20 protein-coding genes are annotated in these 23,628 nt (G+C 64.8%); 10 read left to right on the forward strand and 10 right to left on the reverse strand.

All coding sequences use genetic code 11. The features are described 5' to 3' along the window. Positions 1-201 (reverse strand): hypothetical protein (locus ACLP4W_RS19715; RefSeq protein ID WP_442388801.1); only part of this gene is annotated, 201 nt, incomplete at its 3' end. A 391-nt stretch (positions 202-592) separates the two neighbouring features. Here ACLP4W_RS19715 and ACLP4W_RS19720 point away from each other — a divergent pair. Next, positions 593-1,093 (forward strand): hypothetical protein, encoded by a 501-nt coding sequence (locus ACLP4W_RS19720; RefSeq protein ID WP_442388803.1) that lies wholly within the window; start codon positions 593-595, stop codon positions 1,091-1,093. 267 nt (positions 1,094-1,360) lie between these two features. Here the strand turns inward: ACLP4W_RS19720 and ACLP4W_RS19725 are convergent, their stop codons facing one another. The 5 genes from ACLP4W_RS19725 to ACLP4W_RS19745 are packed head-to-tail and all read right to left on the reverse strand — an operon-like array spanning position 1,361 to position 6,610. Then, positions 1,361-2,224, reverse strand: coding sequence for an acyl-CoA dehydrogenase family protein (locus ACLP4W_RS19725; protein ID WP_442388805.1), 864 nt, complete (start codon positions 2,222-2,224; stop codon positions 1,361-1,363). Continuing rightward, the gene (locus ACLP4W_RS19730) at positions 2,131-2,541 is read right to left on the reverse strand and encodes an acyl-CoA dehydrogenase family protein (protein WP_442388807.1); all 411 of its coding nucleotides are present in this window, start codon (positions 2,539-2,541) and stop codon (positions 2,131-2,133) included. Before ACLP4W_RS19730 ends, ACLP4W_RS19725 begins: the two co-directional genes overlap by 94 nt. Next, positions 2,538-3,359, reverse strand: coding sequence for an alpha/beta fold hydrolase (locus tag ACLP4W_RS19735; protein WP_442388809.1), 822 nt, complete (start codon positions 3,357-3,359; stop codon positions 2,538-2,540). Before ACLP4W_RS19735 ends, ACLP4W_RS19730 begins: the two co-directional genes overlap by 4 nt. 33 nt (positions 3,360-3,392) lie before the next feature. Continuing rightward, positions 3,393-5,096: a PHA/PHB synthase family protein gene (locus ACLP4W_RS19740; protein ID WP_442388841.1), complete on the reverse strand. Its 1,704-nt coding sequence runs from the start codon at positions 5,094-5,096 to the stop codon at positions 3,393-3,395. A gap of 2 nt (positions 5,097-5,098) precedes the next feature. Next, complete coding sequence (locus tag ACLP4W_RS19745; protein ID WP_442388811.1) at positions 5,099-6,610, reverse strand: long-chain-fatty-acid--CoA ligase; 1,512 nt, start codon at positions 6,608-6,610, stop codon at positions 5,099-5,101. 336 nt (positions 6,611-6,946) lie between these two features. On the opposite strand from ACLP4W_RS19745, the gene ACLP4W_RS19750 reads away from it, so the two are divergent. The 8 genes from ACLP4W_RS19750 (at position 6,947) to glgX (ending at position 17,286) form a co-directional block, all read left to right on the forward strand. After that, positions 6,947-7,744, forward strand: coding sequence for a CoA transferase (locus ACLP4W_RS19750; protein ID WP_442388813.1), 798 nt, complete (start codon positions 6,947-6,949; stop codon positions 7,742-7,744). Positions 7,745-8,004: 260 nt separating this feature from the next. Next, positions 8,005-8,658 carry a Bax inhibitor-1/YccA family protein gene (locus ACLP4W_RS19755; RefSeq protein ID WP_442388815.1) on the forward strand — a complete coding sequence of 218 codons (654 nt, stop codon included), beginning with the start codon at positions 8,005-8,007 and terminating at the stop codon, positions 8,656-8,658. Between the two features lie 200 nt (positions 8,659-8,858). Further along, positions 8,859-10,055, forward strand: coding sequence for an AMP-binding protein (locus ACLP4W_RS19760; protein WP_442388817.1), 1,197 nt, complete (start codon positions 8,859-8,861; stop codon positions 10,053-10,055). 302 nt (positions 10,056-10,357) lie between these two features. Next, positions 10,358-10,816 carry a hypothetical protein gene (locus ACLP4W_RS19765; RefSeq protein WP_442388819.1) on the forward strand — a complete coding sequence of 153 codons (459 nt, stop codon included), beginning with the start codon at positions 10,358-10,360 and terminating at the stop codon, positions 10,814-10,816. 270 nt (positions 10,817-11,086) lie between these two features. After that, the gene (locus tag ACLP4W_RS19770) at positions 11,087-11,689 is read left to right on the forward strand and encodes an HdeD family acid-resistance protein (protein WP_442388821.1); all 603 of its coding nucleotides are present in this window, start codon (positions 11,087-11,089) and stop codon (positions 11,687-11,689) included. A gap of 76 nt (positions 11,690-11,765) precedes the next feature. Then, the gene (locus tag ACLP4W_RS19775) at positions 11,766-12,386 is read left to right on the forward strand and encodes an HdeD family acid-resistance protein (protein WP_442388823.1); all 621 of its coding nucleotides are present in this window, start codon (positions 11,766-11,768) and stop codon (positions 12,384-12,386) included. 59 nt (positions 12,387-12,445) lie between these two features. Then, entirely contained in the window at positions 12,446-15,172 is a 2,727-nt protein-coding gene (locus tag ACLP4W_RS19780; protein ID WP_442388825.1) for an MGH1-like glycoside hydrolase domain-containing protein, read from the forward strand. After that, positions 15,169-17,286 (forward strand): glycogen debranching protein GlgX, encoded by a 2,118-nt coding sequence (gene glgX, locus ACLP4W_RS19785; RefSeq protein WP_442388827.1) that lies wholly within the window; start codon positions 15,169-15,171, stop codon positions 17,284-17,286. Before ACLP4W_RS19780 ends, glgX begins: the two co-directional genes overlap by 4 nt. Positions 17,287-17,472: 186 nt before the next feature. On the opposite strand, the gene ACLP4W_RS19790 is transcribed toward glgX, so the two are convergent. The 4 genes from ACLP4W_RS19790 to ACLP4W_RS19805 all read right to left on the reverse strand — a co-directional run bounded on the left by ACLP4W_RS19790 (position 17,473) and on the right by ACLP4W_RS19805 (position 21,988). After that, entirely contained in the window at positions 17,473-18,426 is a 954-nt protein-coding gene (locus tag ACLP4W_RS19790) for a DUF5996 family protein (protein WP_442388829.1), read from the reverse strand. 622 nt (positions 18,427-19,048) lie between these two features. After that, on the reverse strand, positions 19,049-20,131 hold the full coding sequence (locus ACLP4W_RS19795) for a PucR family transcriptional regulator (protein WP_442388831.1): 1,083 nt from the start codon (positions 20,129-20,131) through the stop codon (positions 19,049-19,051). A 524-nt stretch (positions 20,132-20,655) separates the two neighbouring features. After that, entirely contained in the window at positions 20,656-21,480 is an 825-nt protein-coding gene (locus ACLP4W_RS19800; protein WP_442388833.1) for a PucR family transcriptional regulator, read from the reverse strand. Between the two features lie 10 nt (positions 21,481-21,490). After that, positions 21,491-21,988, reverse strand: coding sequence for a GAF domain-containing protein (locus tag ACLP4W_RS19805; protein ID WP_442388835.1), 498 nt, complete (start codon positions 21,986-21,988; stop codon positions 21,491-21,493). A gap of 331 nt (positions 21,989-22,319) precedes the next feature. Between ACLP4W_RS19805 and ACLP4W_RS19810 the strand changes: the two genes are divergently transcribed. Continuing rightward, positions 22,320-23,543, forward strand: coding sequence for a PucR family transcriptional regulator (locus ACLP4W_RS19810; RefSeq protein WP_442388839.1), 1,224 nt, complete (start codon positions 22,320-22,322; stop codon positions 23,541-23,543). The last annotated feature ends 85 nt before the right edge of the window (positions 23,544-23,628 follow it).

A 23,628-nucleotide genomic window follows, 5' to 3' on the forward strand; every position in this document is an offset into this window, starting at 1 on the left:
CCCTGGCCCTACCCCCGGAACAAACCCGTGCCAAACGTCGCCGTCGCGCTCCGGCAGGACCAGTCGTTCCTCAGTGCCGTCGGCGTCGAACAGGCACAGGGTCACCTGCTCGCCGTTCGACGACACCGCGAAGTTCGAGCCGTGCGCGTCGGTTGTCGCGCCCAGAGGCGACGAGCAGCCGGGAAGAATTTTGTGGCTCATCCGGTCTCCTCCTCCATCGCGAGCCGCCTGGCGCGCATTCCGGAATCGGCCGAAAGTAGCGACCCGTGCCCGCTCTCAGCCGCTCCGGTCACGGTAATGTTCCGAGCCTTGCAGAACTGAGCACGATATGTCATCCGTCGCGTGGGGATGTTGTTCTGTGTGACTAACAAAAGGAGACCGATGGCGTTCGGCGACAAGGTCGACAGCTACCGTCGCTAGTAACGCGCGCGCCGAACTGCATCACCAAACCGATTTTCTGACAACGGAATCCGCTTAGATGCATCAGTGCCGACAGAGAGTAAGCGGTCGGCGGCAACGCCATGGAAGGGTCTCGCGACTCACGGTTGTCGCGCCGACCAATTTCCACCCGAATATCGTGTCCGGCCAAACATTGACGGACGCCCGGCAGGGAGCGACGATCGACCAGTGGCGGAGAGCCCGCCTGAAACTCGCGGAAGGGGCTCCGATGGCAAACACCGATCTGAGCGCACGGTTCGAGAAGATTTCCGACAAGGCGAAAAAGGCGGCCGAGGAGCTACATGCCGCCGGTGACATGACCAAAGATCAGCTTCAAGCTGATGTCACCATCGCGCGAGACAAGGCCGCGGCAGCGGCCGACAAGTTCAAAGAGAAGGCGCGCGCGTCCGGCGACAAAGTGTCATCGCAGTGGGACGAGATCCGCGGCAAGTGGCAGGCCCATGTCGCCAAGGTCAGGGAAGACGTCAGAGAGAAGAAGGCCCAACTCGATGCCAAGGAGGCCGACACGGACGCGAATATCGCCTTGTCGTACGCCCTGGATGCCATCGATTTCGCCGAGGCCGCGATCGAGGAAGCCGAGTACGCGGCGCTCGATGCCGTGTCTGCGCGAGCCAGGGCAGTCGCGCTCACCTGATCGCGAAGAGAACCGTCCGCGTCGCCCGCGCGTAGCGCTCACACGCAGATGCGCGGATTCGATGGTATGGCCGTGCTCAGGTAGTTGGCGCAGCTTCTCAGAACCGGTACTTGCGGCGGCCTCGAGGAAAGATCGCCGCTGCCCGTGAGCGGCTATTCGATGGTTTCTCCGACTCCCGCCATACTGGCCTCCTCTGTTGTGGCGGCCCGTTGCTTCGTGCGACGTCTGTATATTCCCGCGATCGGAAAGCTGTCGTTTAACGCGGCCTCAGACGAACGCGCTGAGACCTGTCAACGAGCGCCCCACGATCAGGGTGTTCATCTCGCGGGTGCCCTCATAGGAGTAGATCGCTTCGGCGTCGGCGACGAACCGGCCCACGTTGTGTTCCAACAGAATTCCGTTGCCGCCCAATAGTTCACGGGCCCAGCCCACGGTTTCACGCATCCGCACCGTGCAGAAGGCCTTCGCCAGCGAGGAGTGCCGGTCCTCGGCGAGCCCCGCGTCCTGCAGCTGCGACAATCGCACGCACAGCCCGTAGGACGCGGTGACGTTGCCGAGCATCCGCACCAGCAGATCCTGGACCAGCTGGAATCCGCCGATTGGCCGGCCGAACTGACGTCGGCTACACGCATAAGCCAGAGCGTTCTCATAGGCGCCCATAGCACACCCGACGGCCATCCACGCCACCCCGGCGCGGGTCATCCGCAGCACCTCCGCGGTGTCTATGAACGAATTGGCGCGCTGCAGCCGGTCGGACTCGTCGACCCGCACGTCGTCCAGCGTGATCAGACCGTTCTGCACGATGCGCAACGCGATCTTGTGCATCTGCTTGTCGACGGTGAACCCCGGCGAAGAGTTCTGCACCACAAAGCCTTTCACCTGCCCGTCGGCGACGTCCTTGGCCCAGATGACGGTCAGGTCCCCGAATGTGGAGTTGCCGATCCATTTCTTTTGGCCGTTGATGATCCAGGTGTCGCCCTCGCGCCGCGCCGTCGTCTGCAGACCACCCGAGGCGCCCGACCCGACCTCCGGTTCGGTCAGCCCGAACGAGCCGATCTTGTCGTAGCGCGCCATGGCGGGCAGGAATCGTTCGCGCTGCTCGTCGGATCCGCACAGGTAGATCGACCCCATGGACAGTCCGCCATGCACCCGTTGAAAGTGGCGACCGAGCAGTCCGTGCGGGCGAGCTCCATCGCGACCATGCCGTCGAGCAGGTAGCGGCGTCCACCGCAGCCGTAGCCGTGGTACGGCAGACCCGCGAGGCCCAGCTCGCGCATACCGGGCACGATCTCGAACGGAAAGGTGGCGCGCGACCAGTGCTCCAGGAGGACGGGTGCGACGTCGGTCGCCATGAACTTGCGCACCGCAAGCAACAGGTCGCGCTCCCCGTCGGTAAGCAGGTGTTCATAGGAGTAGAAATCCGACGTGTCGAAGTTGTTGTGGCTCACGGTCGTTCTCCCGGCTCGCTCAGGAATTTCTTGATGACGGGTGCGAGTTCGGCCGCGTTGTGCACGAGGTCGATATGCCCGCCGGAATGCAGGTACAGCCGCGAGTGAGGCAGCAAGGCGTGCATGATGTGCGCGTTGGCCACCGGGATGATCGGATCGTCGGTGCCCGCCACGATCAACGTCTCCTGCCGCACCGCGGGCAGCGCGAACAGGCTGGTCCAGACCGCACCCGCGAGCAGCTGGTGCAGGTAGCCCATCTTCGATCCGGCGTGCAACTGGCGCACGAACAGTTTCGCTACGTCTTCGCCATGAGCGCGGACGGTCCCGCCGTACAGCTCGCCGGCGATGGATGCGGCGTAGTCGGGATCCGAAAACCTGCGCGGGGTCAGCATTTTCGCCAGGATCCGTGGGTGGGCGGGCACCATAAGCGCGCCGGTTCCGGTCGCCACTAACACCAGGCGCCGGCAGCGGCGCGGGTTCTGGAAGGCGAACTGCTGCGCGAGACCGCCGCCCCAGGACAGCCCGAGTACGTCCACGACGCCGATTCCCAACTTGGACAGCACCCGGCCGAGCACCCAGGCGAGGTAGGGAAACCCGTAGGGGGCAATGGATGCCGGCGACCCTCCGGCTCCGGGCACGTCGAATCTGATTACCGTCGAGTCCAACTGCTCCACCAGCGGGTCGAGCACCTCCAGGCTGGCCCCGATGCCGTTGCAGAGTACGAGCGGCACGCCGGTTCCCCACCGCACGTTGACACGGATCCGCTGGACGCCGCAGTTGACGTAGCGCTCCTCGCCGATCGTGCTTGGCAATACCACTCGGAGCCTCCTCTGGGGTGCGCTACGCATCGCTCACTTCTCCATCACGTAACCGCCCGGGGCCGGACCCAGCGGCGGGAGATCGTCGGCACCCAGCATTTTCGGTGCGTCGATCTCCGAGCCGCTGCGCTCGGCGAGCCAGCTCACGTAATCCGGCCACCAAGAGTCAGGGAACTTCTGGGCGGACTCCAGCCACTGGTGGGGATCTTCCGCCTCGACCTGACCCGTCCGGTACGACGCTTTCGGGTTGCCGGGCGGGTTGACCAGCGCCGCGATGTGACCGTTGGTGGACAGCACGTAGCGGTTGTCCTTGCTGCCGAGCAGCCGCGCACTGCGATAGGTGGCCTGCCATGGGGAGATGTGGTCGGCGATGCTGCCGACGATGTAGGCGTCGGCGGTGACCTTGGACAGGTCGACCGGGCTGCCCAGCATGTTGACCCCGCCGGGGGTGACCAGCGCGTTCCGCAGCCCCATCAGCACCATGTCACGGTGCAGTGCGGCGGTCATCCGGGTGGTGTCGGCGTTCCAGAACAACACGTCGAACGCCGCCGGCTTGCGGCCCTGCACGTAGTTGTTCACTACGTACCGCCACACCAGGTCGGTGGGCCGCAGCCACGCGAATATCTCCGCCATGTCGCGCCCGTCGAGGTAGCCCTTGCGGCCCGAAACTCGAATCGCCGCCTGAGCCGCACGGTCGCTCATTGCCGCGGCCGCGAAACCGGCCCGGGTCTCGTCCAGCACGGTCACCGCGAGGTTGAGGCCCGCGATCCGATCGCCCTCGCCGATCTCGGCGAGATGGGCAGCGGTCATCGCCGCGAGGATGCCGCCCGAGCAGGTGGCCAGTAGGTGGGTGCTATCGGTGCCGGCAATTTTTCGCACCGCATCCATTGCCTCCACGATCGCCGCGCCGTAGGCGTCGAAACCCCAATCACGATGGCGGGCTTGCGGGTTACGCCACGAAATGACGAACACCTGCTGGCCCTGCTGCACAAAGTACTCGATCATGCTGCGCCCAGGCGCGATATCCATGATGTAGAACTTGTTGATCACCGGCGGCACCATGAGCAACGGAGTCGCGCGCACCTTCGGTGTCTGCGGGGCGTACTGAATCAGTTCGAACATCGAGGTCTGCAGCACTACCGCCCCCTTGGTGACGGCCACGGTCTCTCCCACCGCGAAGGCATCGGGTTCGACCATCGCCGGCACCCGAGGCTTTGAAAGCATGTCTCGGGCAAAGGCTCTCGCGCCTCGCACCGCGCTCAGACCGCCGGTGTCGATCAGCGCCTTCCAGCCGAGCGGACTTATCAGCGGGTTGTTGGTCGGCGCCAACCCCTCCACCAGGTTGTCCATCACGAACCGCATCTTCTCGTTGTCGCGCCAATCCAGCCCAGCATCGGTGAGCAACCCTTCGGCGGCCTCGGCGCCTGCCAGATAGCCCTGCATGATTCGGTGCAGCAGCGGGTTCTCCTGCCAGGCAGGGTCACTGAAGCGCTTGTCGGCCCGCGCCGGGGCACGGTGAGACTTGCCCGCCGCGATGGCGCCGAGTTCACGAGTAAGGGTGGTGGCCCGGTTGGCCACCGCACCGGGATGCTGGGCAAGGTTGGCGCCAAAGCGGGCCCAGGTGGCGTTCGGCATCATTCGGCTGGCGAATGGCTTGGTGGCGCTGGTGAGGAGCAGGTCGAGCGGTGCAGCCAGTTCGTCGGCGGCTTTGGGTGTGGGGTTGGTGGTGTTTGCCATAGTCATCGCGTGCTTTCGCTCGTCGGAACGGTGATTTCGCGCTTCAGAAGCTTGCCGGTGGGTCCCTTGGGCAAGGCGTCGACCAGCCAGACCAGGCGCGGATACTTGTAAGCGGCCACCCGCGCCTTGACGTACTCGCGCAGCTCGTCGGCCGTAATCGCAGCCCCCTTCTTGAGGGCGACTGCTGCACCGACTTCCTCGCCGAGTGAGTCGTGGGGGATACCGATGACGGCGGCTTCGGCCACCGCCGGATGCTCGTAGAGCACCTCTTCGATCTCGCGTGGGTAGACGTTGTACCCGCCGCGAATGATCATGTCTTTGGTCCGGTCGACGATGTAGAAGTAGCCGTCCTCGTCGACGCGTCCGACATCTCCGGTGGCCAGCCAGCCGTCGGACGTGATCGTGTCCTTGGTCGCTTCGGGGAGGTTCCAATAGCCCTTCATCACATTGTGGCCGCGGATCTGGATCTCGCCCGTGTCCCCCTGCGGGACCTCAACTCCGTCCAGGTCGACCACCCGCATCTCCACGCCCTCGATCGGGGTGCCGATCGAGCCCGCTTTGCGGGGCCGGTTCGGATGATTGAACGCGGCGGCCGGAGAGCTCTCGGAGAGCCCGTAGCCCTCGAGAACTGCGCAGCCGAAAGCCTCTTCGAAGTCGGCGAGAACCTGGACGGGCAGCGCCGCGCCACCGGAGACACAAATCCGCAGGGTGCGCGTCGCCTCGGGTGCGGCCTGGTCTGCCACGGTGAGCAGCGCCGAATACATGGTCGGCACCCCCTCGAACACCGTGACGGCGTCGCGCTCGACTACTTCGAGTGCCTTGCGCGGCTCGAATCGGGCGATAAGCGTCAACGTCGCACCCGCGAGGACGGAACCGTTGAGTCCGCAGGTCAGACCGAAGACGTGAAAGAGCGGCAAGCAGCCCATGACCACGTCGTCCGGCCCGGTCTCGACGAGGGTGCGCACGCTGACCTCGGCATTGCGGCCAAGGTTGCCGTGGGTGAGCATGGCCCCCTTGGGCTTACCGGTGGTCCCGGAGGTGTGCAGGATGACCGCGACGTCATCGGCGTCGCGATGCACCGGGGAGTCCTGGCCGGGCAGGTCGGCGATCAATTTCATCAGCCCGGCGTCGTCGACGAGCCAGCACCGTGCGCCAGCTTCGGCGGCGCCGGCGGTGGCCTCCTCGGCGAAGGCCGGTGTGGCGAACAACGCCCTGGCGCCGCTGTTGGACAGGTAGTAGGACACCTCGCGAGCCTTGAGCAATGGGTTCATCGGGACCGCGACGGCGCCGCGGTACATGATGCCGTAGAACGCGATGGCGAATGCGGGCGTGTTGGGCAGCATCAGGCCGACCCGGTCGCCCGGCTCGACTCCGGCCCGCTCCAGTAACGTCGCGACGCGTGCCGCCGCGGCATCGAATTCGGCGAAGGTGAATCGCAGATCGTCGCAGCGCAGCGCTAAGCGGTCGGGGTGGCGATCTTTTGACGCAACGAGATTGGCGCTAAGGGCGGTCATGGTATACCTCTGGCTATCTACTTGAGGTGCCCGGTTCTGGGCTTGTGGTGCGGTTTCCAATCGTCCTCTTGGCGACCTCACACGACAATGTCGGCGGGCACAACAAGCTGGCCGCCTCGGTGTGACGGCGCACAGCCCGTCGCAGGCCGGTCGCCGAAAGGTGGCTTGGTAGACAACCCGGTTAGCACAGGCACGCGTGCATCCTCGCCGTCAACCACGACGGCCGGCTCGTGACGCAGATAGCGAACATGGCCATCAGTACAGCCACAGTCATAGCCCGCCTTTAGTGATCGTCGGTCCTCTGTGGGCACGAGTCATTCGGAGGTGGTGGCGGTTATGGCTGTGTTTCCAGTCGTAATCCCCTCGCGGGCCTGCATGAGCGGCAAGAAGGTGTCCCCGTCGATCGGTCGCGCAATGGCCCTGCATGGCGCCGACGCGCTCAACGTGTGGCGGCCATCCGATGTCGAGCACACGCTCTGGCACTACACCTCGCATGTCGGAGTGCGCTCCACCATGCTCGAGCTGGGTAACAAGGAAGGCCATGCGAAGTTCCGTGAGCTGCTTTCCAAGGCCGACGTGTTGGTCACGAATCGCCGTGCGGGATGGCGGAACCGATTTCATATCCAGCCGGAGGAAGTGATCAAAGAGCGCCCGGGTCTGATCGATACACAGATCACCTGGGCCGGTGAAACCGGACCGTGGTCGAATCGCGTCGGCTTCGACGTCACGGCCACTTTCGCGTTGGGCCTGGACAACATTGAGGGTAGCGACGAGCAGCCGGCACATCCGTCGATCTACGTGGCGTGCGACTACGCGGCGGGGTGGCTGGCAACGTGCGGCATCTTGTCGGCGCTGCTGCGGCGCGCGAAGGAGGGCGGGAGCTACCGCGTCAGGGTTTCGCTGGTACGCACGGCTCTCTGGCTTGCCGAGTTGGGCATCTTCGATCGCGACTACGCGAACAAGACGGCCGGCTCAACTGATGAGCATCTCTATCCCGATCCCGATGGATTCGTTGCCGACACGCCAATGGGTCGCTACACCGGCGTCAGGGAAATGATCGAGATGTCCAAGACACCCGGTGAATACAAGTACCCATTGACCCCGTTGGGTTCGTGGCAACCAAGCTGGCTCTAACCGGGGTGAGCCAGCGGAGTTTGGTGATGACGTCAAAGATTTCGGCGAGACGCTGCCGGGCCGCGGGAGTGGGATGTCAAGCGGCTGCTGGCAAGTCAGGCCCGTTGCGCCTTCCACATTCCTGACGGCATACACCACACTATGCATTGTTTGGAGACACACCGATCAGGTGCCGACGTTGTCACCTGTGCCATCGACGCGGGCTCGCCACGGTGAAATACTTCGGGCATGGAAGCTTCACACAGGACGGATCTGATGCCATGAGCTCACCCGACTACGGCACGGTCGGGGTGGAAAACCGGACGCGTACCGTTTTCGGTCAGGTCATGTGGTGCGTGGCCGCTACCGCCGGCCTATTCGCGCTCGGTGCTTACCTGGGCCGCAACCTCGGCAATGGCTGGGCGTTGGTGTTCTTCATCCTGGCGTTCGTCTGCCTGATCGGCATGCGGTTCGCCATCCGCAGCTCCGCTGGTCTGAGCATCGCACTGCTGTTCGGTGTGGGGCTGCTGCTGGGGCTGGCGATGTCGCCCACGCTGGTCTACTACGTCAACGCGGACCCCCAGGCGCTGTGGGAGGCCGGCGGTGCGACGGCTCTGTTCATCGCCGGCTGCGGCGCCTTCGGTTATGCAACCCGCACAGATCTGTCCGGCATCGCCCGCGCCGGCTTCTGGGCGCTACTTGCGCTAATCGGATTCGGCGTCGTGTTGATCTTCGTGCACATTCCCGGCGGTGCGGTCATCTACTCGATCCTCGGGCTGGTCATTTTCGCAGGTCTCACCATGGTCGACTTCCAGCGGCTCCGCCGATCGACGGATCTTGACTCAGCGCCGCTTATCGCCGCATCGATCTTCCTGGATGCGCTCAACGTGTTCTCGTTCTTCCTGCAGCTGTTCGGGGGCAGGAACCGGGACTGAACGCCGCCTCACCCGTGGCCGCTTCACCTGAGCGTCGACTTCCCAGTACGGCATTGCAATCCGGGTAAACCCGGTCGTGGGATGAGGCGTTGTCGGATGCAACACCGCCTGGCGGTGCTCGTTGTCACCGAGTCCATCGACAGGTGGCCAAGCTGATCTCATTGTCAAAGCATGGGATGCAGTCCGCCCGGGATGTTTTCATGACCAATTTGAGCCTGTATCTCGTCGAGTCGGCGGACATGTACCCCGATGGGCCCGCGCTTTGCTGTGACGGGGTCACAACGACGTTTTCGGAGTTGGCCGACAACGCCGCACGGTTCGCCGCCTACCTCGGCGACCGAGGTCTCCGCCCGGGTGACCGGGTGGGGGTCATGTTGGCGAACCGCCCCGAATTCGCGATGGTTTTCTACGGCGTGCTGCACGCCGGAGCCGTTGTGGTGCCGATGGATCCGCTGCGAAGCGCCCGCGAAGTCGAGTTCTTCTTGACCAACACCGGTGCGCGCCTACTGGTCTTCGCACAGTCATGTCGGGCGGCGGCCACCGCCGGTGCACTGGCCGCCGGTGTTCCCCCAATCGGTCTGGACGAGCACACGCTCGAGCAGCTGACCGGCGGCTTTCTCGGGCAGGCGTGGCCGGTGACCCGCGCCGGCGACGACAACGCGGTCATCCTGCACACGTCCGCCACGACCGGGGCGCCCAAGGGGGCCCAACTCACCCACAACAACCTGGTCAGCACCCAAGCGGTCATTGCGCGCAGCCTGCTCAACATTGGTCCCGACGACGTCATGCTGACTTGCCTGCCGCTCTATCGCGCGTTCGGGATGACCTGCGGTCTCGCGGCAGCCGTCTCGACCGGCGCGACGCTGGTACTGCTTCCCACGTTTGACCCTGGCAGAGCGCTGGAAATGATCGCGGCCGAACGGGTTACGGTCTTCGAGGGCCTACCTCCCATGTACGCGGCGATGCTCGGGGCCACCGCCGGCCACGACCCCAACTTCGGCTCGTTACGGGTCTGCATCTCCCCGGGTGCGGCGATGCCGGTGGAGATGCTGCGCCGGTTCGAGGGCAAGTTCGACTGCACGGTGCTCGAGGGCTACGGGCTGCCGGAAACGTCCGGGCCGGCGTGCTTCGATCGTCCCGCCGCGCTGCGCAAGGTCGGTTCGATCGGCACACCCATCGACGGCGTACAGATGCGGGTGGTCGACGAACACGCCACCGAGGTTCCGACCGGGACACCCGGCGAGATTCAAGTCCGTGGTCCCAACGTGATGAAGGGCTACTGGAACTCACCGGAGGTCACCGCGGACGACTTTGTCGACGGCTGGTTTTCGACTGGCGACATCGGCCGGGTCGACGAGGACGGCTACTTCTTCATCGTCGCCCGCAAGGACATCTGATCGTCCGAGACGACACCAGGTCTATCCGCGCCGCGATCGAAGAAGTCCTCTCCGAGCGCCCCGCGTGAACCGCCCGACACTGTGCCCCAACAGAATTCCGTCGACACGGGCGCTGCGCGGACGGCCGCGGGGATCAATACGCGCAAATGCACCTGTTGCTGCTTGTCGTCGCCACTAATCTCCGCACGACGATTATGTCTCGGCGAACAATGACTCGTCGCCACCGAGCATCGAGGATCACATTAGGCGACTTCCAGTCGGCCTCAGGGTAACAACGGTTGGCGACGAGCCGGCCTCAGGTGATGAAGGAGTTTCTGGTGGCAAACACCGATCTGAGCACAGAGTTCGACAAAATTTCCGACAAAGCAAAAGCGGCCACGCAGCATCTCCGTGCGGCCAGTCAGTCCACCAGGGATCAGCTTGCTGCCGACGCCGCCGGCGCACGGGATAGGGCAACTGCAGCCGCCAATCAGTTCAAGGACAAGGCAGATAGTGCCCGCGACAAGGCGTCGTCGCATTGGCTGGACATCCGCGGCAAGTGGCAGGCCCATGTCGCGAAGGTGCGGACAAGCGTCAACGAGAAGAAGGAACAATTGGACGCCGACACGGCGGACGCGGACGCGAATATAGCCCTGTCTTATGCACTTGATGCCATCGATTTCGCGCAGGCCGCTGTCGACGAAGCCGAGTACGCATCGCTCGATGCGATGTCTGCACGCGCTACCGCGGACTCGTACCGTACTGGATCCCGGAGCGGCTAGCGAGTTGGTATTGGGTCGTCTGGGTTGCCTCGGCCGAATCGCCGCTTCCAGAGAGAGGTTTCGGCTGAGCGGCGGGATGTTCCCGTTGGTGCACGAACCGAATTCCGCTCCCGGCAGAGGATTTCCCGATAAGCTCGAACGGATCACATTGTGCGCGAGCACACCATCGCCGCGGCCACGTGGTCTCTGCGCACAACGGATAAGGATCCCTACGCGGCCAGAGTCGGATCTCGCAAAGCCAAAATCGATCACATCTAGTAAGGAAATGCAATGACCGACAACTCCCTTCATATTTCAAATCTAATGCGAGGCATCTCGACATCGGCGATCTTGTCCGGCCTCTTGGCCGTGGTGCTCGGCGTTGTGATCCTGGCGTGGCCACGACCGTCAGTCGTTGTGGCCGCCGTGTTGTTCGGTGTGTACCTGGTGGTGTCCGGTGTCGGGCTGGTGCTCCTCGCGTTCAGCCTGCCCGCCTCAGGCGGTAGCCGATTCTTGAACGTGATCAGCGGCGTAGCGTCAGTCGCCCTTGGGATCTTGGCGTTTCGTCACTTCGGTGAGGGGTACGCAATTCTCTTGCTCGCTATCTGGGTTGCGATCGGATTCATCATCCGCGGTGTGTTTGTCACGGCATCGGCCGTCGGTGTTCCACAGTTTCCCGGTCGAGGGTGGGCGATCTTCTTCGGATTCATCAGCATCATCGCCGGTTTCGTGGTGCTTGCATACCCGTTCGATTCGATCGAGACGTTGGCTCTTGTGGTCGGAGCCTGGCTAACCATCCTCGGCGGCATGGAGGTCATCTCCGGGTTCGGTATGCGTAGCGACGTGAAGAAGGTCGAAAAAATGACCGGCACCCTGGCAGCCGCGACGCCGTGATGAGTCACGACTGGCCAGTCGCGCCGCTTACGGATATCACCACAACCACTGACAAATCGATTGCGCTGCAGTCGCAATGGGTAAGACCAGTCAGGCCGCGATGAAGTCGTCGAGGCGAGCGCACGATCTCGTCGAGCATTTGACCAACAGTTTTGCCTCGAAGACTCGGTATTGGTGGCTGCTTCTTATCGCCGGCGTGACCTGGATCGTGATCGGATTCGCGATCCCGCGCTTGGCCTATGCCACCATAGCGACTCTCGCCATACTCGCCGGTGTGTTCTGTTTGGTGGCAGCGGCCAATGAGGTAATGGCGGGCGCGATGATGTCATCCCGAGGTGGTCGCGTAGCCCGCGGCTCGCTGGCGGTGCTGTTCGTCGTCGCCGGCGTCGTGGCATTCCTTGGCATACACGCCACAATCGTCGGGTTGGGCGCGGTGATGAGCGTCCTTTTTGTCTTCTGGGGAGCCATCGGTGTCCTCGCCGCCCTCGCTGCCAACCGAGAACGAGGGTGGTGGGTGCTGCTGATTGCCAGCCTCACCGAGCTCGCGATCGGGTTGTCGGTCGCGGGTTCGTTGAAGGCGCCGCTCATGACGCTACTGACATGGACCACCGCGGGGACGATGGTTCACGGGATCGGCGAGATCGCTTTGGCCTTCCTGGTCCGCGGGATTGGCCGACACGTTACCGCGCGAGGATAGCGTTATGCGCACGTGGCACACGCCCCAACACGAGATGCGGCACGATTTGGAGGTTCAACATGACGCCGACCGCAGCGGGTGCGGAGCGCCGCCGGGTCGACGGCTTCGGCCGGCTCGATCTGGGCTTGCGGCAGGCCAGTGACTGGTACTTCTGGGGACCGTATCTGAGCGAACGCCAGTGGGGCACGGTCCGCGAGGACTACAGCGCCGACGGCGACGCGTGGACCTACCTGCCGCACGATCACGCGCGCTCGCGCGCCTACCGCTGGGGCGAGGACGGGCTGGCCGGCTTCTGCGACATCGAGCAGCGGCTGTGCCTGGCGCTGGCGTTGTGGAACGGGCGCGATCCCATTCTGAAGGAGCGGGCCTTCGGCTTGACCGGGGCGGAGGGCAACCACGGCGAGGACGTCAAGGAGTACTGGTGGTACCTCGACGCGCTGCCCAGCCACGCCTGGAACAGCTGGCGCTACCACTACCCGCAGCGGGCGTTTCCCTACCAGCAGCTGCTGGATGAGAACCGCCGGCGCGGCAAGTTCGATTTCGAGTACGAGCTGCTCGACACCGGCGTCTTCGACGACGACCGCTACTGGATCGTCGATGTGTCATACACGAAGGCTGACCCTACCGACGTACTGATGACGATCGGCGTGACCAACGCGGGGCCCGATTGCGAACAGCTGCACGTGCTGCCGACTCTCTGGTACCGCAACACCTGGTCATGGGACGTCGGGACGGCCGCGCCGGCGCTCGCTGCCACCGCCGCCGGCACGGTGGCCGTCGAGCACCCCTACCTTGGTGACCTCGAACTGCTGCCCGGGCCGGCCCCCCAGGGCGGCGGCCCGGAGCTGCTGTTCTGCGACAACGAGACGAATGTTGCTCGGCTGTACGGGGTCACGGGCGGCTCGCGGTGGCCCAAGGACGGCATCAACGACCATGTCGTGTCCGGAGCCGACACGGTCAGCCCGCACCGGCGGGGCAGCAAATGCGCAGCGTGGTACCGGCTCACGGTGGACCCCGGCGCGACCGCCGAGCTGCGGCTGCGGCTGCGTCGGGCCCGCACCGGACCGGACTCGGCCACCGCGCTGGGTGCGGACTTCACCCGGGTGGTGGACCAGCGGCGCGCCGAGGCGGACGAGTTTTACGCCGAGCTCACCCCGGCCGCGGCGTCAGCCGACGAGGCCGCGGTGATGCGTCAGGCGTTCGCCGGGTTGCTGTGGAGCAAGCAGTTCTATTACTACGAGGTGGCCCGCTGGCTTGACGGTGACCCGACCCAGCCGCCACCCCCGGCGCAGCGGAAGTCTGGCCGAAATACCCGCTGGCGCAACTTCCAGGCGTTCGACGTGATGTCGATGCCCGACACCTGGGAGTACCCGTGGTTTGCGGCGTGGGACTTGGCGTTTCACTGCGTCGCGCTGGTGCACGTCGATCCGGCGTTCGCGAAGTACCAGCTGTCGCTGCTGTGCCGCGAGTGGTTTCAACACCCCAACGGGGCGCTGCCCGCCTACGAGTGGGATTTCTCCGATGTCAATCCGCCGGTGCAGGCCTGGGCGGCGCTGGAGGTGTTTGGTATCGACGGGGGCCGCGACTTCGACTTTCTCAGCCGGATTTTCGACAAGCTGTTGGTGAACTTCACCTGGTGGGTGAACCGGCAGGACGCCAAAGGCTCCAACCTGTTCGAGGGCGGGTTCATGGGGCTGGACAACATCGGCCCTCTGGACCGATCCCACCTTCCCGTCCGGGGTGTTCTGGAACAGTCCGACGCCACCGGGTGGATGGCGGGGTACGCGCTGTCGATGGCCACGATTGCGGCGATCCTTTACGGGTCGGGACACCGACCCACGCTCGATTTGGTGCAGAAGTTCCTTGAGCACTTCGCCGGCATCGCGGACGCACTGCAGACGGTGGGTGTCTGGGACCAGCGCGACGGCATGTTCTATGACCGCATCGTGCTGCCCGATGGCGAAGCGGTCCCGGTTCGCGTTCGCTCGATGGTCGCGATGATCCCGCTGCTCGCTGCGGCGGTGGTCAACGAGCAGGCCATCGACCAATCGTTGGTGACGGACAAGGGGTTCGCCGACTACCTGCGACGCCGTGGGCTGGGTGGCACCGAGGACATGGCCGCCGCGGGGATCCTGCGTGGCGCGCCCGGCCAGCGGCGGCTACTGGTCGGGGTAACCAGCCTCGAACGGGTCCGTCGGCTCTGCCAAACCCTATTCGACCCCGCCGAGTTCCTCTCGCCGCACGGGCTGCGTTCCCTGTCGGCCTACCACAGGGAGCATCAATACGTTTTGGACATCGAGGGCGTGCGCGCGGCCATCGACTACGAGCCGGCCGAGTCGACCATCGCGATGTTCGGCGGCAACTCCAACTGGCGGGGCCCGGTGTGGTTTCCGCTCAACTACCTCGCCGCCACGGCACTGGAGCGCTACCACGAATTCTTCGGCGCCGAGCTGACGATCGAATACCCGACCGGTTCGGGCACCAGCGTAACCCTCGACGCGGTTGCCTCCGATCTTTGGGAACGCATGGTGTCGATATTCCTTGTCGGCAGCGATGGGTCCCGGCCCTGCTTCGGTGGGGTGGGCCCGTTTCAGACCGACCCCCGCTGGCGGAACAACCTGCTATTTTTCGAGTACTTCCACGGCGACAACGCCGCGGGCCTCGGCGCATCCCATCAAACCGGGTGGACGGGGCTGGTGGGCGACGTGATCCGCCGCCGCCATCGGGCCTACCCCGCGGTATCGGAGGTCATCCAGCGGCTAGTGCCGGGCGAGGGGACACGATGAGCCCCAAAATCCTGCCCGGCCGCGCCGACCCGCTGGGCGCCACACCCACCGCCGATGGCACGAACTTCGCCGTGGCATCGGCCGGCGACGAGGTCACCCTGTGCCTGTTCGACCCCGATGGTGTCGAGACACGGCTGGTGCTACCCGAACGTGACGGCGACACCCGGCACGGCTTTGTGCCCGGCGTGACATCCGGGCAGGCCTACGGTTTCCGGGTCAGCGGACCCTACGATCCCGCGCGCGGCCTGCGCTGCAACCCGACCAAGCTGCTGCTCGACCCCTACGCCCGCGCGATCCACGGCCGGGTCCGGTTCGGGCCCGAAGTCCTGGGTCACGCACCCGACGACCCCGGTGCCCCCAGCCCGCTCGACTCGGCCGCTCACGTGCCGCGCAGCTTGGTGATCGCCGCGCCGCCACCGGCCGTGCCCGGGCCGGGGCACGCGCTGGCCGACACGATCATCTACGAGCTGCACGTGCGGGGTTTCACCGCCACCCATCCCGACGTACCGGCGGATTTGCGCGGCACCTATGCCGGGCTGGCGCACCCAGCCGCGCTGCAACATCTGATCGACCTGGGGGTGACCGCGGTGGAGCTGCTGCCGGTGCACCACAACGTGCCCGAGTCGTTCTTGGTGCAGCGCGGCCTGACCAACTATTGGGGCTACAACACCATCGGCTTCTTCGCCCCCCATGCCGAATACTCCGCGGCCGTGCGCGCCGGTCAACCCGGCGGCCAGGTCGAAGAGTTCCGCAGTATGGTTGACACCCTCCACGCCGCGCGGCTGGATGTGCTCCTCGACGTGGTGTTCAACCACACCGCCGAAGCAGGAGCCGACGGGCCGACGCTGTGCCACCGGGGGCTAGACAACCCGGCCTACTACCGCCTCGACCCGGCCGACCCGGCGCGCTACCTCGACACCACAGGCTGCGGCAATTCCGTCAACACGGGCCACCCGGTTGCGCTACGCATGATCATGGACGCGCTGCGCTACTGGGTCACCGAAATGGGTGTCGATGGCTTCCGCTTCGACCTAGCGCCCACCCTCGGCCGCCAAGAGGGCGGCTTCGACCCCTTCTCGGCGTTTTTCGATCTCGTCGGCCAGGATCCGGTCATCTCGCAGGTGAAGTTGATCGCCGAGCCGTGGGATGTCGGCCGGTTCGACAGCTACGACGTGGGCCGGTTCCCGCCGCAGTGGAGCGAATGGAACGGGCGCTTCCGCGACACCGTACGCGACTGGTGGCGCAGCCACGACGGGCTGCTTGGAGACTTCGCGTCGCGTCTGTGTGCTTCCGCGGACATCTACGGCGACCCCGCCGCTGGGCGCAGGCCGAGCGCGTCGGTCAACTTCATCACGGTGCACGACGGATTCACCCTCACCGATCTCGTGTCCTATAACGGCAAGCACAACGAGGCGAACACGGAGGACAACCGTGACGGCACCGACGACAACCGATCCTGGAACTGTGGGGTGGAGGGTCCAACCGCCGGCCCCGACGTGTTGGCGCTGCGGGCCCGGCAGAAACGTGCTCTGCTGCTGACACTGCTGCAGTCGGCGGGCGTCCCGCTGCTGCTGGGCGGCGATGAGCTGGGCCGCACCCAGCGGGGCAACAACAACGCCTACTGTCAAGACAACGAGATCACCTGGTTCGACTGGTCAACGGTCGACCACGAACTCCTCGAATTCACAAAGGACCTCGTCGCGCTGCGCCGTCGTCACCCGGTGTTCCGCAGGCGCCGCTTCCTGACCGGCCCCGCCTCCGCGGATCTACGTTGGTTCACCCCGGCCGGCGCCGAGATGAACGAGCAGAATTGGACCGACCCCGAGGCGCGCGCCGTCGCGGTTTTGATCGACGGCTCAACCGATCCAGACGTGGCGCCAGACGGCACGCCGCTGGTCGATGACGACTTCCTCATCTTCGTCAATGCTTGGTGGGAGCCGCTGACCTTCCAGCTACCGGCGGACGTCTCGGCGCGGCGCTGGGACATCGTGTGCGACACCTTCGACCCGGCCCACACAGGCACGGCCGGGGGGCATTTGGATGTGGGACCGCGCTCAACGGTCTTACTCAGCTCGCTGGCCTCGCCCAGCCGCGCTGCCGGCGACAGAGTGTGAGTCCGATGAAATCGCGGGCGCCTCGTGTCGACGACGGCCTGTGGCACCGAGGATCAAGGAGAGGGCGTCGCCGAGTGCACCCGAAAGCGTCCTCACGTTCACCGGCACCGCCGTCGGGCTGGTGTCTTTGTGGTTGTCGATGACCCCGTCGCTGTCGGCGCACGTCCGACGCCATGTACGCGCGCGCTAGCTGCGGCGCATGGACAGCGGCGGCAGGCGGTTCGGATCATCCTCAAGTGCGCTGCGATCCCAGCCGCCGAGTTCGGCGGCCGCCTCGTACGTCGTCTGCAAGAACCGGGCGACCGCGCGGTCAGGGTCATCGGCAGTGCGCACGGCTTCGTAGGGCAGCAGGAATTCTTGGTGTTCCTCGCTGAAGTAGCCGGCGTCCGGTTCAACGCGCTGGGCGGAAAAACCTTCCGGCTGCGGATATGCGTAGGAGTAGAACGCGCCTTCTTTGCCGCCTCCGGGCCAAAAGCCACAGCTGCTGAGTTCGCGTGAGTACCCCTCAGCCATCACCCAGTCCGGGCAGTTAGGGGCTCCTCCCGGATGCAAGGGTGCGGGGCGCCCTGAAAATCGTGTAGTGGCTAAATCCAAAGCACCCCAGAAGAATTGGACCGGGCTGGCCTTTCCGACGAATGCCGCGCGGAAGTTGGTCATGACCCGGTGCGCCTGCACCAGCAGCTGCTGCCAGAACGCGCGCGCCGCATCCGGATCGTATTCAGCGTGCTGGTAGTCCTCGGCGAACGGAATAGCGGGTTCTACCTCGTTGGGCTTGCCGATGATGTGTGAATCGATGCCCAGACTGTCGAGCGCCGACAGCGTCTCTCCGTAAAATTCGGCGACCGGTTTGGCCGCCAACGGCACCGTCTTCTGACCCCCGTCACTAAGCCGGATCACCAGCATATGGCTGACGAAGTCGAATTCCATGTCGAAGACCGCACCCCGGCTTGGGACTGCACCGGTGGTCAATCCCCGCGGACTCACATACAACGTCACTTGCCACCAGTGGTTTATCAGCGGCATGTGAACCATGCGGATCTTGCCGACGATCTGGGTCCACATATGCAAGGTGTCGCGGGTGGCCGTCCATTCGTCCACCATCAGGGATGGCCAGTCGTAGGACCGCACGGGGCCGTTCATGTCGTTGCCTCGCACGGTGCGCCCAGCCCGCGAATGATTGGTTCGGTCGACAGATTGCCGATCATGTATGCAACCCTCAAGCCGCTCATGCGCTCCACCCGCTCCGCTTCCGCTCTCCATGGCCAATTCGAGTCTGCGGGAAGCCGCCGCCCTTTGTCGATGTCGATGCGCACAACGTCGCCGGCCTTTCGCGAGTACCCCGGAACGACGGCGCGGTTAACTCGATTACCTTGCTTCCGTGACCAAGGTCGCGGGTGCGGACGCTGCCCGTCGGTGAATCAGCATCCGCCCGTTGCGATTCTGCGTCGGCTACATGAGAGGCGGTAATCATCGCTTCGAGGGCTGGTTAGGCCCGACATGGCTGGCGGTGTCGATGATGGTTCGTCATGGTTTATTGGAGTAGGTCCTGCGCGCCCGCGTCATTCTGGCTCATCCGAAACGCACTGCGGTAGAGGGACATACGCAGGGGAACGACGTCACGTACGAACCGTGCACTCAACTCGGGATCGACTGGCCGCCTTTCGACCGGTCTGCAGGTCTGCAGGGTGGTCTGGTCGTCGTATCAGACTGCCCGGCGCTCATTGTGATCCGTCCGGGTCATCCGTCGGGGTGAATACGATCCCTACATCAATCGGCGACGCACTTCGAAGGCCAGACACAACTCGGCTATATCACGCGGCCGAGTCAGGGAACGGCCGGTGCGCTGCTCGATGCGGTGAAGCCGATAGCGGACGGTATTGGGGTGACAGAACAGCATCTCCCCAACGGTGCGCATCGACCCGTCGTGGTCCAGCCACGCCCGAAACGTCTCAAACAGGACGTCCCGCTCTTCGTCGGCAAGATCTGCGAAACACTCAATCACGGGGCTCGCGAGTTCGACCATCACTTCTGGCGCGCTGATCGCGGCGGTGGCCAGGATCGAGCCGTCGAACACCGACACCAGGGAGCCCCGGTCTGCCCGGCCCCGCAGGGTCACCCGGGTCTGACGTAGCGCCCGCGCGGTCTCGCGCAGATCGCCGAAACGGGCGCTGACACCCACCCGGCCGCTGGCCAACCGCGACACCAGCGCCAGCAACGCGGCCAGGTGGCGTTCGGTCTTGACGTGCACGATCCCGACTTGCTCGTCGCCCAGCCCTCGCCACGCGGAGGACACATCGAGGCTGCGGAGCTTCGCCTCGATATCGGGCAGGGCGTCCACGCTGGACCAGGCGGCATCAGCGGCGATCACCACGAACGGACCGGTACTCGGCATCCGAAGATAGTCGGCGGCCTCCCACAGGCTGCACCGCTCGAACAACCGGCCATGGATCAGCGCGTCGATAAGCACCGATCGCTGCGTTTCGTGGCCCTCGACCTGGCTGTTCTGCTCCTGTCGGTACCCGGCGGTCATCGCGTCGATGAACAGGTCCTGAGCCGTCAGTAACTTTGCGGTCAACGCACGCAACGCATCGCCATTCATGTCGGGGCGGGTCGCCGCCTCGTCGGCCACGGCCTCCCACACCCGTCGGAATCCGACCCGGTAAGCCTCCATCACGGACGACAACGGCACCCCGTCACGCGCCCGCTCGACCCCCGTCCGGGCGGCCACGGTCACGTTGAAATCGCCACCGGTGGCGATTGCCCCAAAGATCGCTCGCATGTTAGCCCTACAGCCCTCGGCCACCACGTCGAACGGCACCGACGCCGTCGCCCCGTAGAGCCGCACCTAGCGGGTTATTGCGCGGGCAAGCATGATCGACACTTCATCGGTTCGCCGGTACACAGCCTCTGCAACGTCTGCTGCGTGCGCGTCAGCGACCTGTTCCAACACTATGTCGCTCTTCATGAAAAGGGACATTAGGTGCCGACCGGCCCCCAGCATTTGTTCGCGCGAGACGAAGATGGCCGTCATTGTTGTTTGTCGGGAGCGATCGTGGCAAGGTGCAACCGTCGTGGCAGCGCCCGTTTGGCTACCGATCACGGTCGACCCTGCCCGGTGCCAACGATGATCCGGACGGTTCGGTGATCACCGGAACGATCGGTAACGGCATCTTGCCGCCCCCGGCACTGCCGGAGATCCTGCTCGCCATGTCCAATCGCCTTGACCCACCAAATCCACTGGTTAACAACGGAATCGGACAGGTGCCTCATAGCGCATCAGCGCTCGGATCCTCTTGATTCTCTTGTCGCTTAGCCATTTTCTATCATCAGAGTGTGGCTCAGGCTCGTTGGACACCTCGGGCAAATCGATTAGATGAGCCGGCGCTGGACCTCGAATGCCAAACATAGTTCTGCGACATCCCTTGGGCGCGAGAGAGATCGTCCGGTCCGTTTTTCGATTCGGCGCAATCGGTAGCGCACTGTATTCGGGTGACAACAAAGTCGTTCAGCGGCGGCACCCACCGCCGCGTCGGTTTCCTGCCACACCCGAAACGTTTCGAACAAGATCTCGCGCTCGTCGTCGGGAAGGTCGCCAAAACAGGCCAAAGCAGTACCGGCCGATTTGACCATCACATCTGGGGCTGCGAGTGCGGCGGTAGCCAAGATGCTGCCGTCGAACACCGCGACCGGGGAGGCGTGGTCGGGCCGACCGCGCAGCGTCACCTTGGCGAAGTGCAGAGCCCGCGGCGTCTCGCGTAGATCGTTGAATCGCGCGCTCACCCCGACGCGGTCGACCGCCGTCCGAGACACCAAAGCGACAACCTGGTCGAATCGCTGCTCGGATACAACGTGCACAATCCCGACCTGCCAATCGGGCAGGAGCCGCCATGCCGAATACAAGTCGAGGCTGCGCAACTTCGATTCAATGACCGGCAGCGGCTCGCCGCCCCCGGAGCGAACCTCGGCGGCAATGACCACAAAGGGACCATCCTTTGGGAGCCGAAGGTTGCCGGCGACCTCGCTCAAGCTGCAGTCATCGAAGACTCGGCCCTCGAGTAGCGAGTCGATCAAGAACGAGCGCCGCGACGTGTCATCGAGCATTTGCCGTTTCTGCTCGTCGCGATATCCGGCCACCACGGCAGTGCCGATCAGTTCGGCGAAGCCGCTGATGCGGGCATCGGTGTCGGCCGGCATGGGCCCGGGTTCAACCGAACCCACGGCCGCCAGGCCCCACACGCGTCCATCGAACGATGACCGGCACGCCCACCGCCGCGCGCACGCCCACCTTTCGGACTCGTGCGGCAAGCGACCCAGCGCTGTTGTCATAGCTGTCCATCCGCGCGGGCCGCCCCGTGCATTGCACCATCGCTGCGAGGGTGTTGCCGTCGATCGGGCTTCGAGTGCCCACGGCCCACTTCACCGGTGCCGGAGAACGGTGATCGACAGCTAGTAGCGTCATTTCGCCGCTTGTCTCGTAATGCCACAATCCGGCCCTCTCCGTCTGCAAGCATCGGCGCATTTCTTTAACCACCGCGTCGAACACCTCCGACGGTTCGACCCCTCGGGCCACCAGCGCAGCCAGTCGGCGCAGGGCCGCCTGCTCTGCGGCGAGCCGGCGATACTCCGCGTATAGCTGGGCGTTGTCCACTGACCAATCGAATTGCCCGGCCGCAAGTTCGCCGGCGTTTAGAAGTTCGTCCACGGCTCGCCCCTAGGGATTATCGGTATTGGTGTCAGGCCTGGCGAACGAGCCAAGTCGTAGTCATAGGCCAGTTTGGTCAACTGCCAAAGCTCGCCCCTTCATGCGTTGCATCGTCAACACGATGCGCCGACGAGGCGCCATCACCACCATCGCCGGGAACCGTGCTGCCGTCTATGTGGACGGTTACACGATCGGGGGCAACCCAGTGTGCCTGATCACAACGGCCGCATTGCTGCTGTGGGCCCGGAACGGCCCACGCGGCGTGGCCAAGAGGGAGCCGCTTCGGTTGACCGCTCACATTCGCCAGGGAGCGAGCCTATGGTTTGGGGGTATGAGCGCGGCAACACACCCCGCGGGCGTCCGGCGTGGCGCCGCCCCTGATCCGCACATCGTCGAGCTCGGCAAGCTCATGCGCGCCCGCGCGCCGAGAGTGGGAAAGGCGATGGCGGACCTGCTCTGTCGCGAGATCGACGCCTACCGGGACGGCAGCGTCGTCACGAAGGAGCAAGTGGCCGAAAGCTGTGTGGCGAACGTGACCTTCATCTTCGACTCGCTCGCCGGGCACGCCGAGGTCGACGTTGCGCCGGCGGAGCACACGGGCACCGCGCGCGCACTGGCCGGTGTGCCACTGCCAGCGGTGATGACCGCATACCGGATCGGCTTCCGATTCATGTGGGAGGAGACCCTCGCCACCGCGCGCGCCGCGGCCATACCGACGGACTCGATCCTTGATGCCACCGCACGCGTGTTCCTCGCGCAAGACACCTTCACTCAGGCGATGGCCAGCGCCTACCGCCAGCAGCTGACCGCGCAGATTCTAGAGCGCGAGGAAGAGCGATCGGCGTTGGTGGAAGCGCTGCTGGTTCACCGGATCAACGACAACCAAAGCCTTTGGGAGGCAGCGGATTTGCTGCGGCTACCCACTTCGGGACCATACGTCGTCGTGGCAGCGGAGCTCCCGGCGATCGGAAAGCTGGGGTTACCGACAATCGAAAACAAGCTGTCCATTCGTGACATCCGGTCGGCGTGGCGGTTGCTACCGGACTTGCAGGTCGGCATCGTCCATTTGAGGGGCCCCGTGACGGCAAAAACGTTGGTCATGGTCGTCGAGGTGCTCCAGCAGGCCGCGACCACGCGAGTCGGCATCAGTCCGCCGTTTCACGAGCTGGCCGAGACCAGCGACGCGCTGCGCTTCGCCCGGCTGGGGATCACCGGAAAACCGTCGCCCGACTCGCTTGTTTCGGTCTTCGACGACAGCACGCTAGCAGTCGCGGCGGTCAGCGCCCCGGAGGTCATGGCAAAGATCAGGTCGTCAGTACTCGGGAAACTGAACGCGCTGCCGGCCGAGGAGCGCACGGTGTTGCTGGACACCTTTCAGGCCTGGGTAGAAGCGGGTGGCTCTGCCAACGAAACCGCGGCGAAGATCTATTGTCACCCCAACACCGTGCGGCATCGGCTGCACCGCATCGAGGAGTTGACCGGCCGATCACTCTCGCGGCCAAAAGACCTCGCGGAGCTGTGTCTGGCGTTCGAGGTCGAGCGGCGACTGCCTTAAGCGGCCCCGAGCTTTTCAGCCACGTGTTTCGCCCGGTGGCGAACCTGGAACGCGTCGATGACATCGATGATGCCGATGACGATCA

Origin of the sequence: Mycobacterium sp. (genome assembly GCF_052145595.1) — a bacterium.
GTDB lineage: Bacteria > Actinomycetota > Actinomycetes > Mycobacteriales > Mycobacteriaceae > Mycobacterium.

What these genes read in the sequence shown, in the direction of transcription:
- ACLP4W_RS19725 (WP_442388805.1), bottom strand. Translation starts at nt 2,224, where the DNA reads ATGGGGTCGATCTACCTGTGCGGATCCGACGAGCAGCGCGAACGATTC.
- ACLP4W_RS19740 (WP_442388841.1), bottom strand. Translation starts at nt 5,096, where the DNA reads ATGGCAAACACCACCAACCCCACACCCAAAGCCGCCGACGAACTGGCT.
- ACLP4W_RS19745 (WP_442388811.1), bottom strand. Translation starts at nt 6,610, where the DNA reads ATGACCGCCCTTAGCGCCAATCTCGTTGCGTCAAAAGATCGCCACCCC.
- ACLP4W_RS19750 (WP_442388813.1), top strand. Translation starts at nt 6,947, where the DNA reads ATGGCTGTGTTTCCAGTCGTAATCCCCTCGCGGGCCTGCATGAGCGGC.
- ACLP4W_RS19755 (WP_442388815.1), top strand. Translation starts at nt 8,005, where the DNA reads ATGAGCTCACCCGACTACGGCACGGTCGGGGTGGAAAACCGGACGCGT.
- ACLP4W_RS19760 (WP_442388817.1), top strand. Translation starts at nt 8,859, where the DNA reads ATGACCAATTTGAGCCTGTATCTCGTCGAGTCGGCGGACATGTACCCC.
- ACLP4W_RS19765 (WP_442388819.1), top strand. Translation starts at nt 10,358, where the DNA reads ATGAAGGAGTTTCTGGTGGCAAACACCGATCTGAGCACAGAGTTCGAC.
- ACLP4W_RS19770 (WP_442388821.1), top strand. Translation starts at nt 11,087, where the DNA reads ATGACCGACAACTCCCTTCATATTTCAAATCTAATGCGAGGCATCTCG.
- ACLP4W_RS19775 (WP_442388823.1), top strand. Translation starts at nt 11,766, where the DNA reads ATGGGTAAGACCAGTCAGGCCGCGATGAAGTCGTCGAGGCGAGCGCAC.
- ACLP4W_RS19780 (WP_442388825.1), top strand. Translation starts at nt 12,446, where the DNA reads ATGACGCCGACCGCAGCGGGTGCGGAGCGCCGCCGGGTCGACGGCTTC.
- glgX (WP_442388827.1), top strand. Translation starts at nt 15,169, where the DNA reads ATGAGCCCCAAAATCCTGCCCGGCCGCGCCGACCCGCTGGGCGCCACA.
- ACLP4W_RS19790 (WP_442388829.1), bottom strand. Translation starts at nt 18,426, where the DNA reads ATGAACGGCCCCGTGCGGTCCTACGACTGGCCATCCCTGATGGTGGAC.
- ACLP4W_RS19800 (WP_442388833.1), bottom strand. Translation starts at nt 21,480, where the DNA reads ATGCCGGCCGACACCGATGCCCGCATCAGCGGCTTCGCCGAACTGATC.
- ACLP4W_RS19810 (WP_442388839.1), top strand. Translation starts at nt 22,320, where the DNA reads ATGAGCGCGGCAACACACCCCGCGGGCGTCCGGCGTGGCGCCGCCCCT.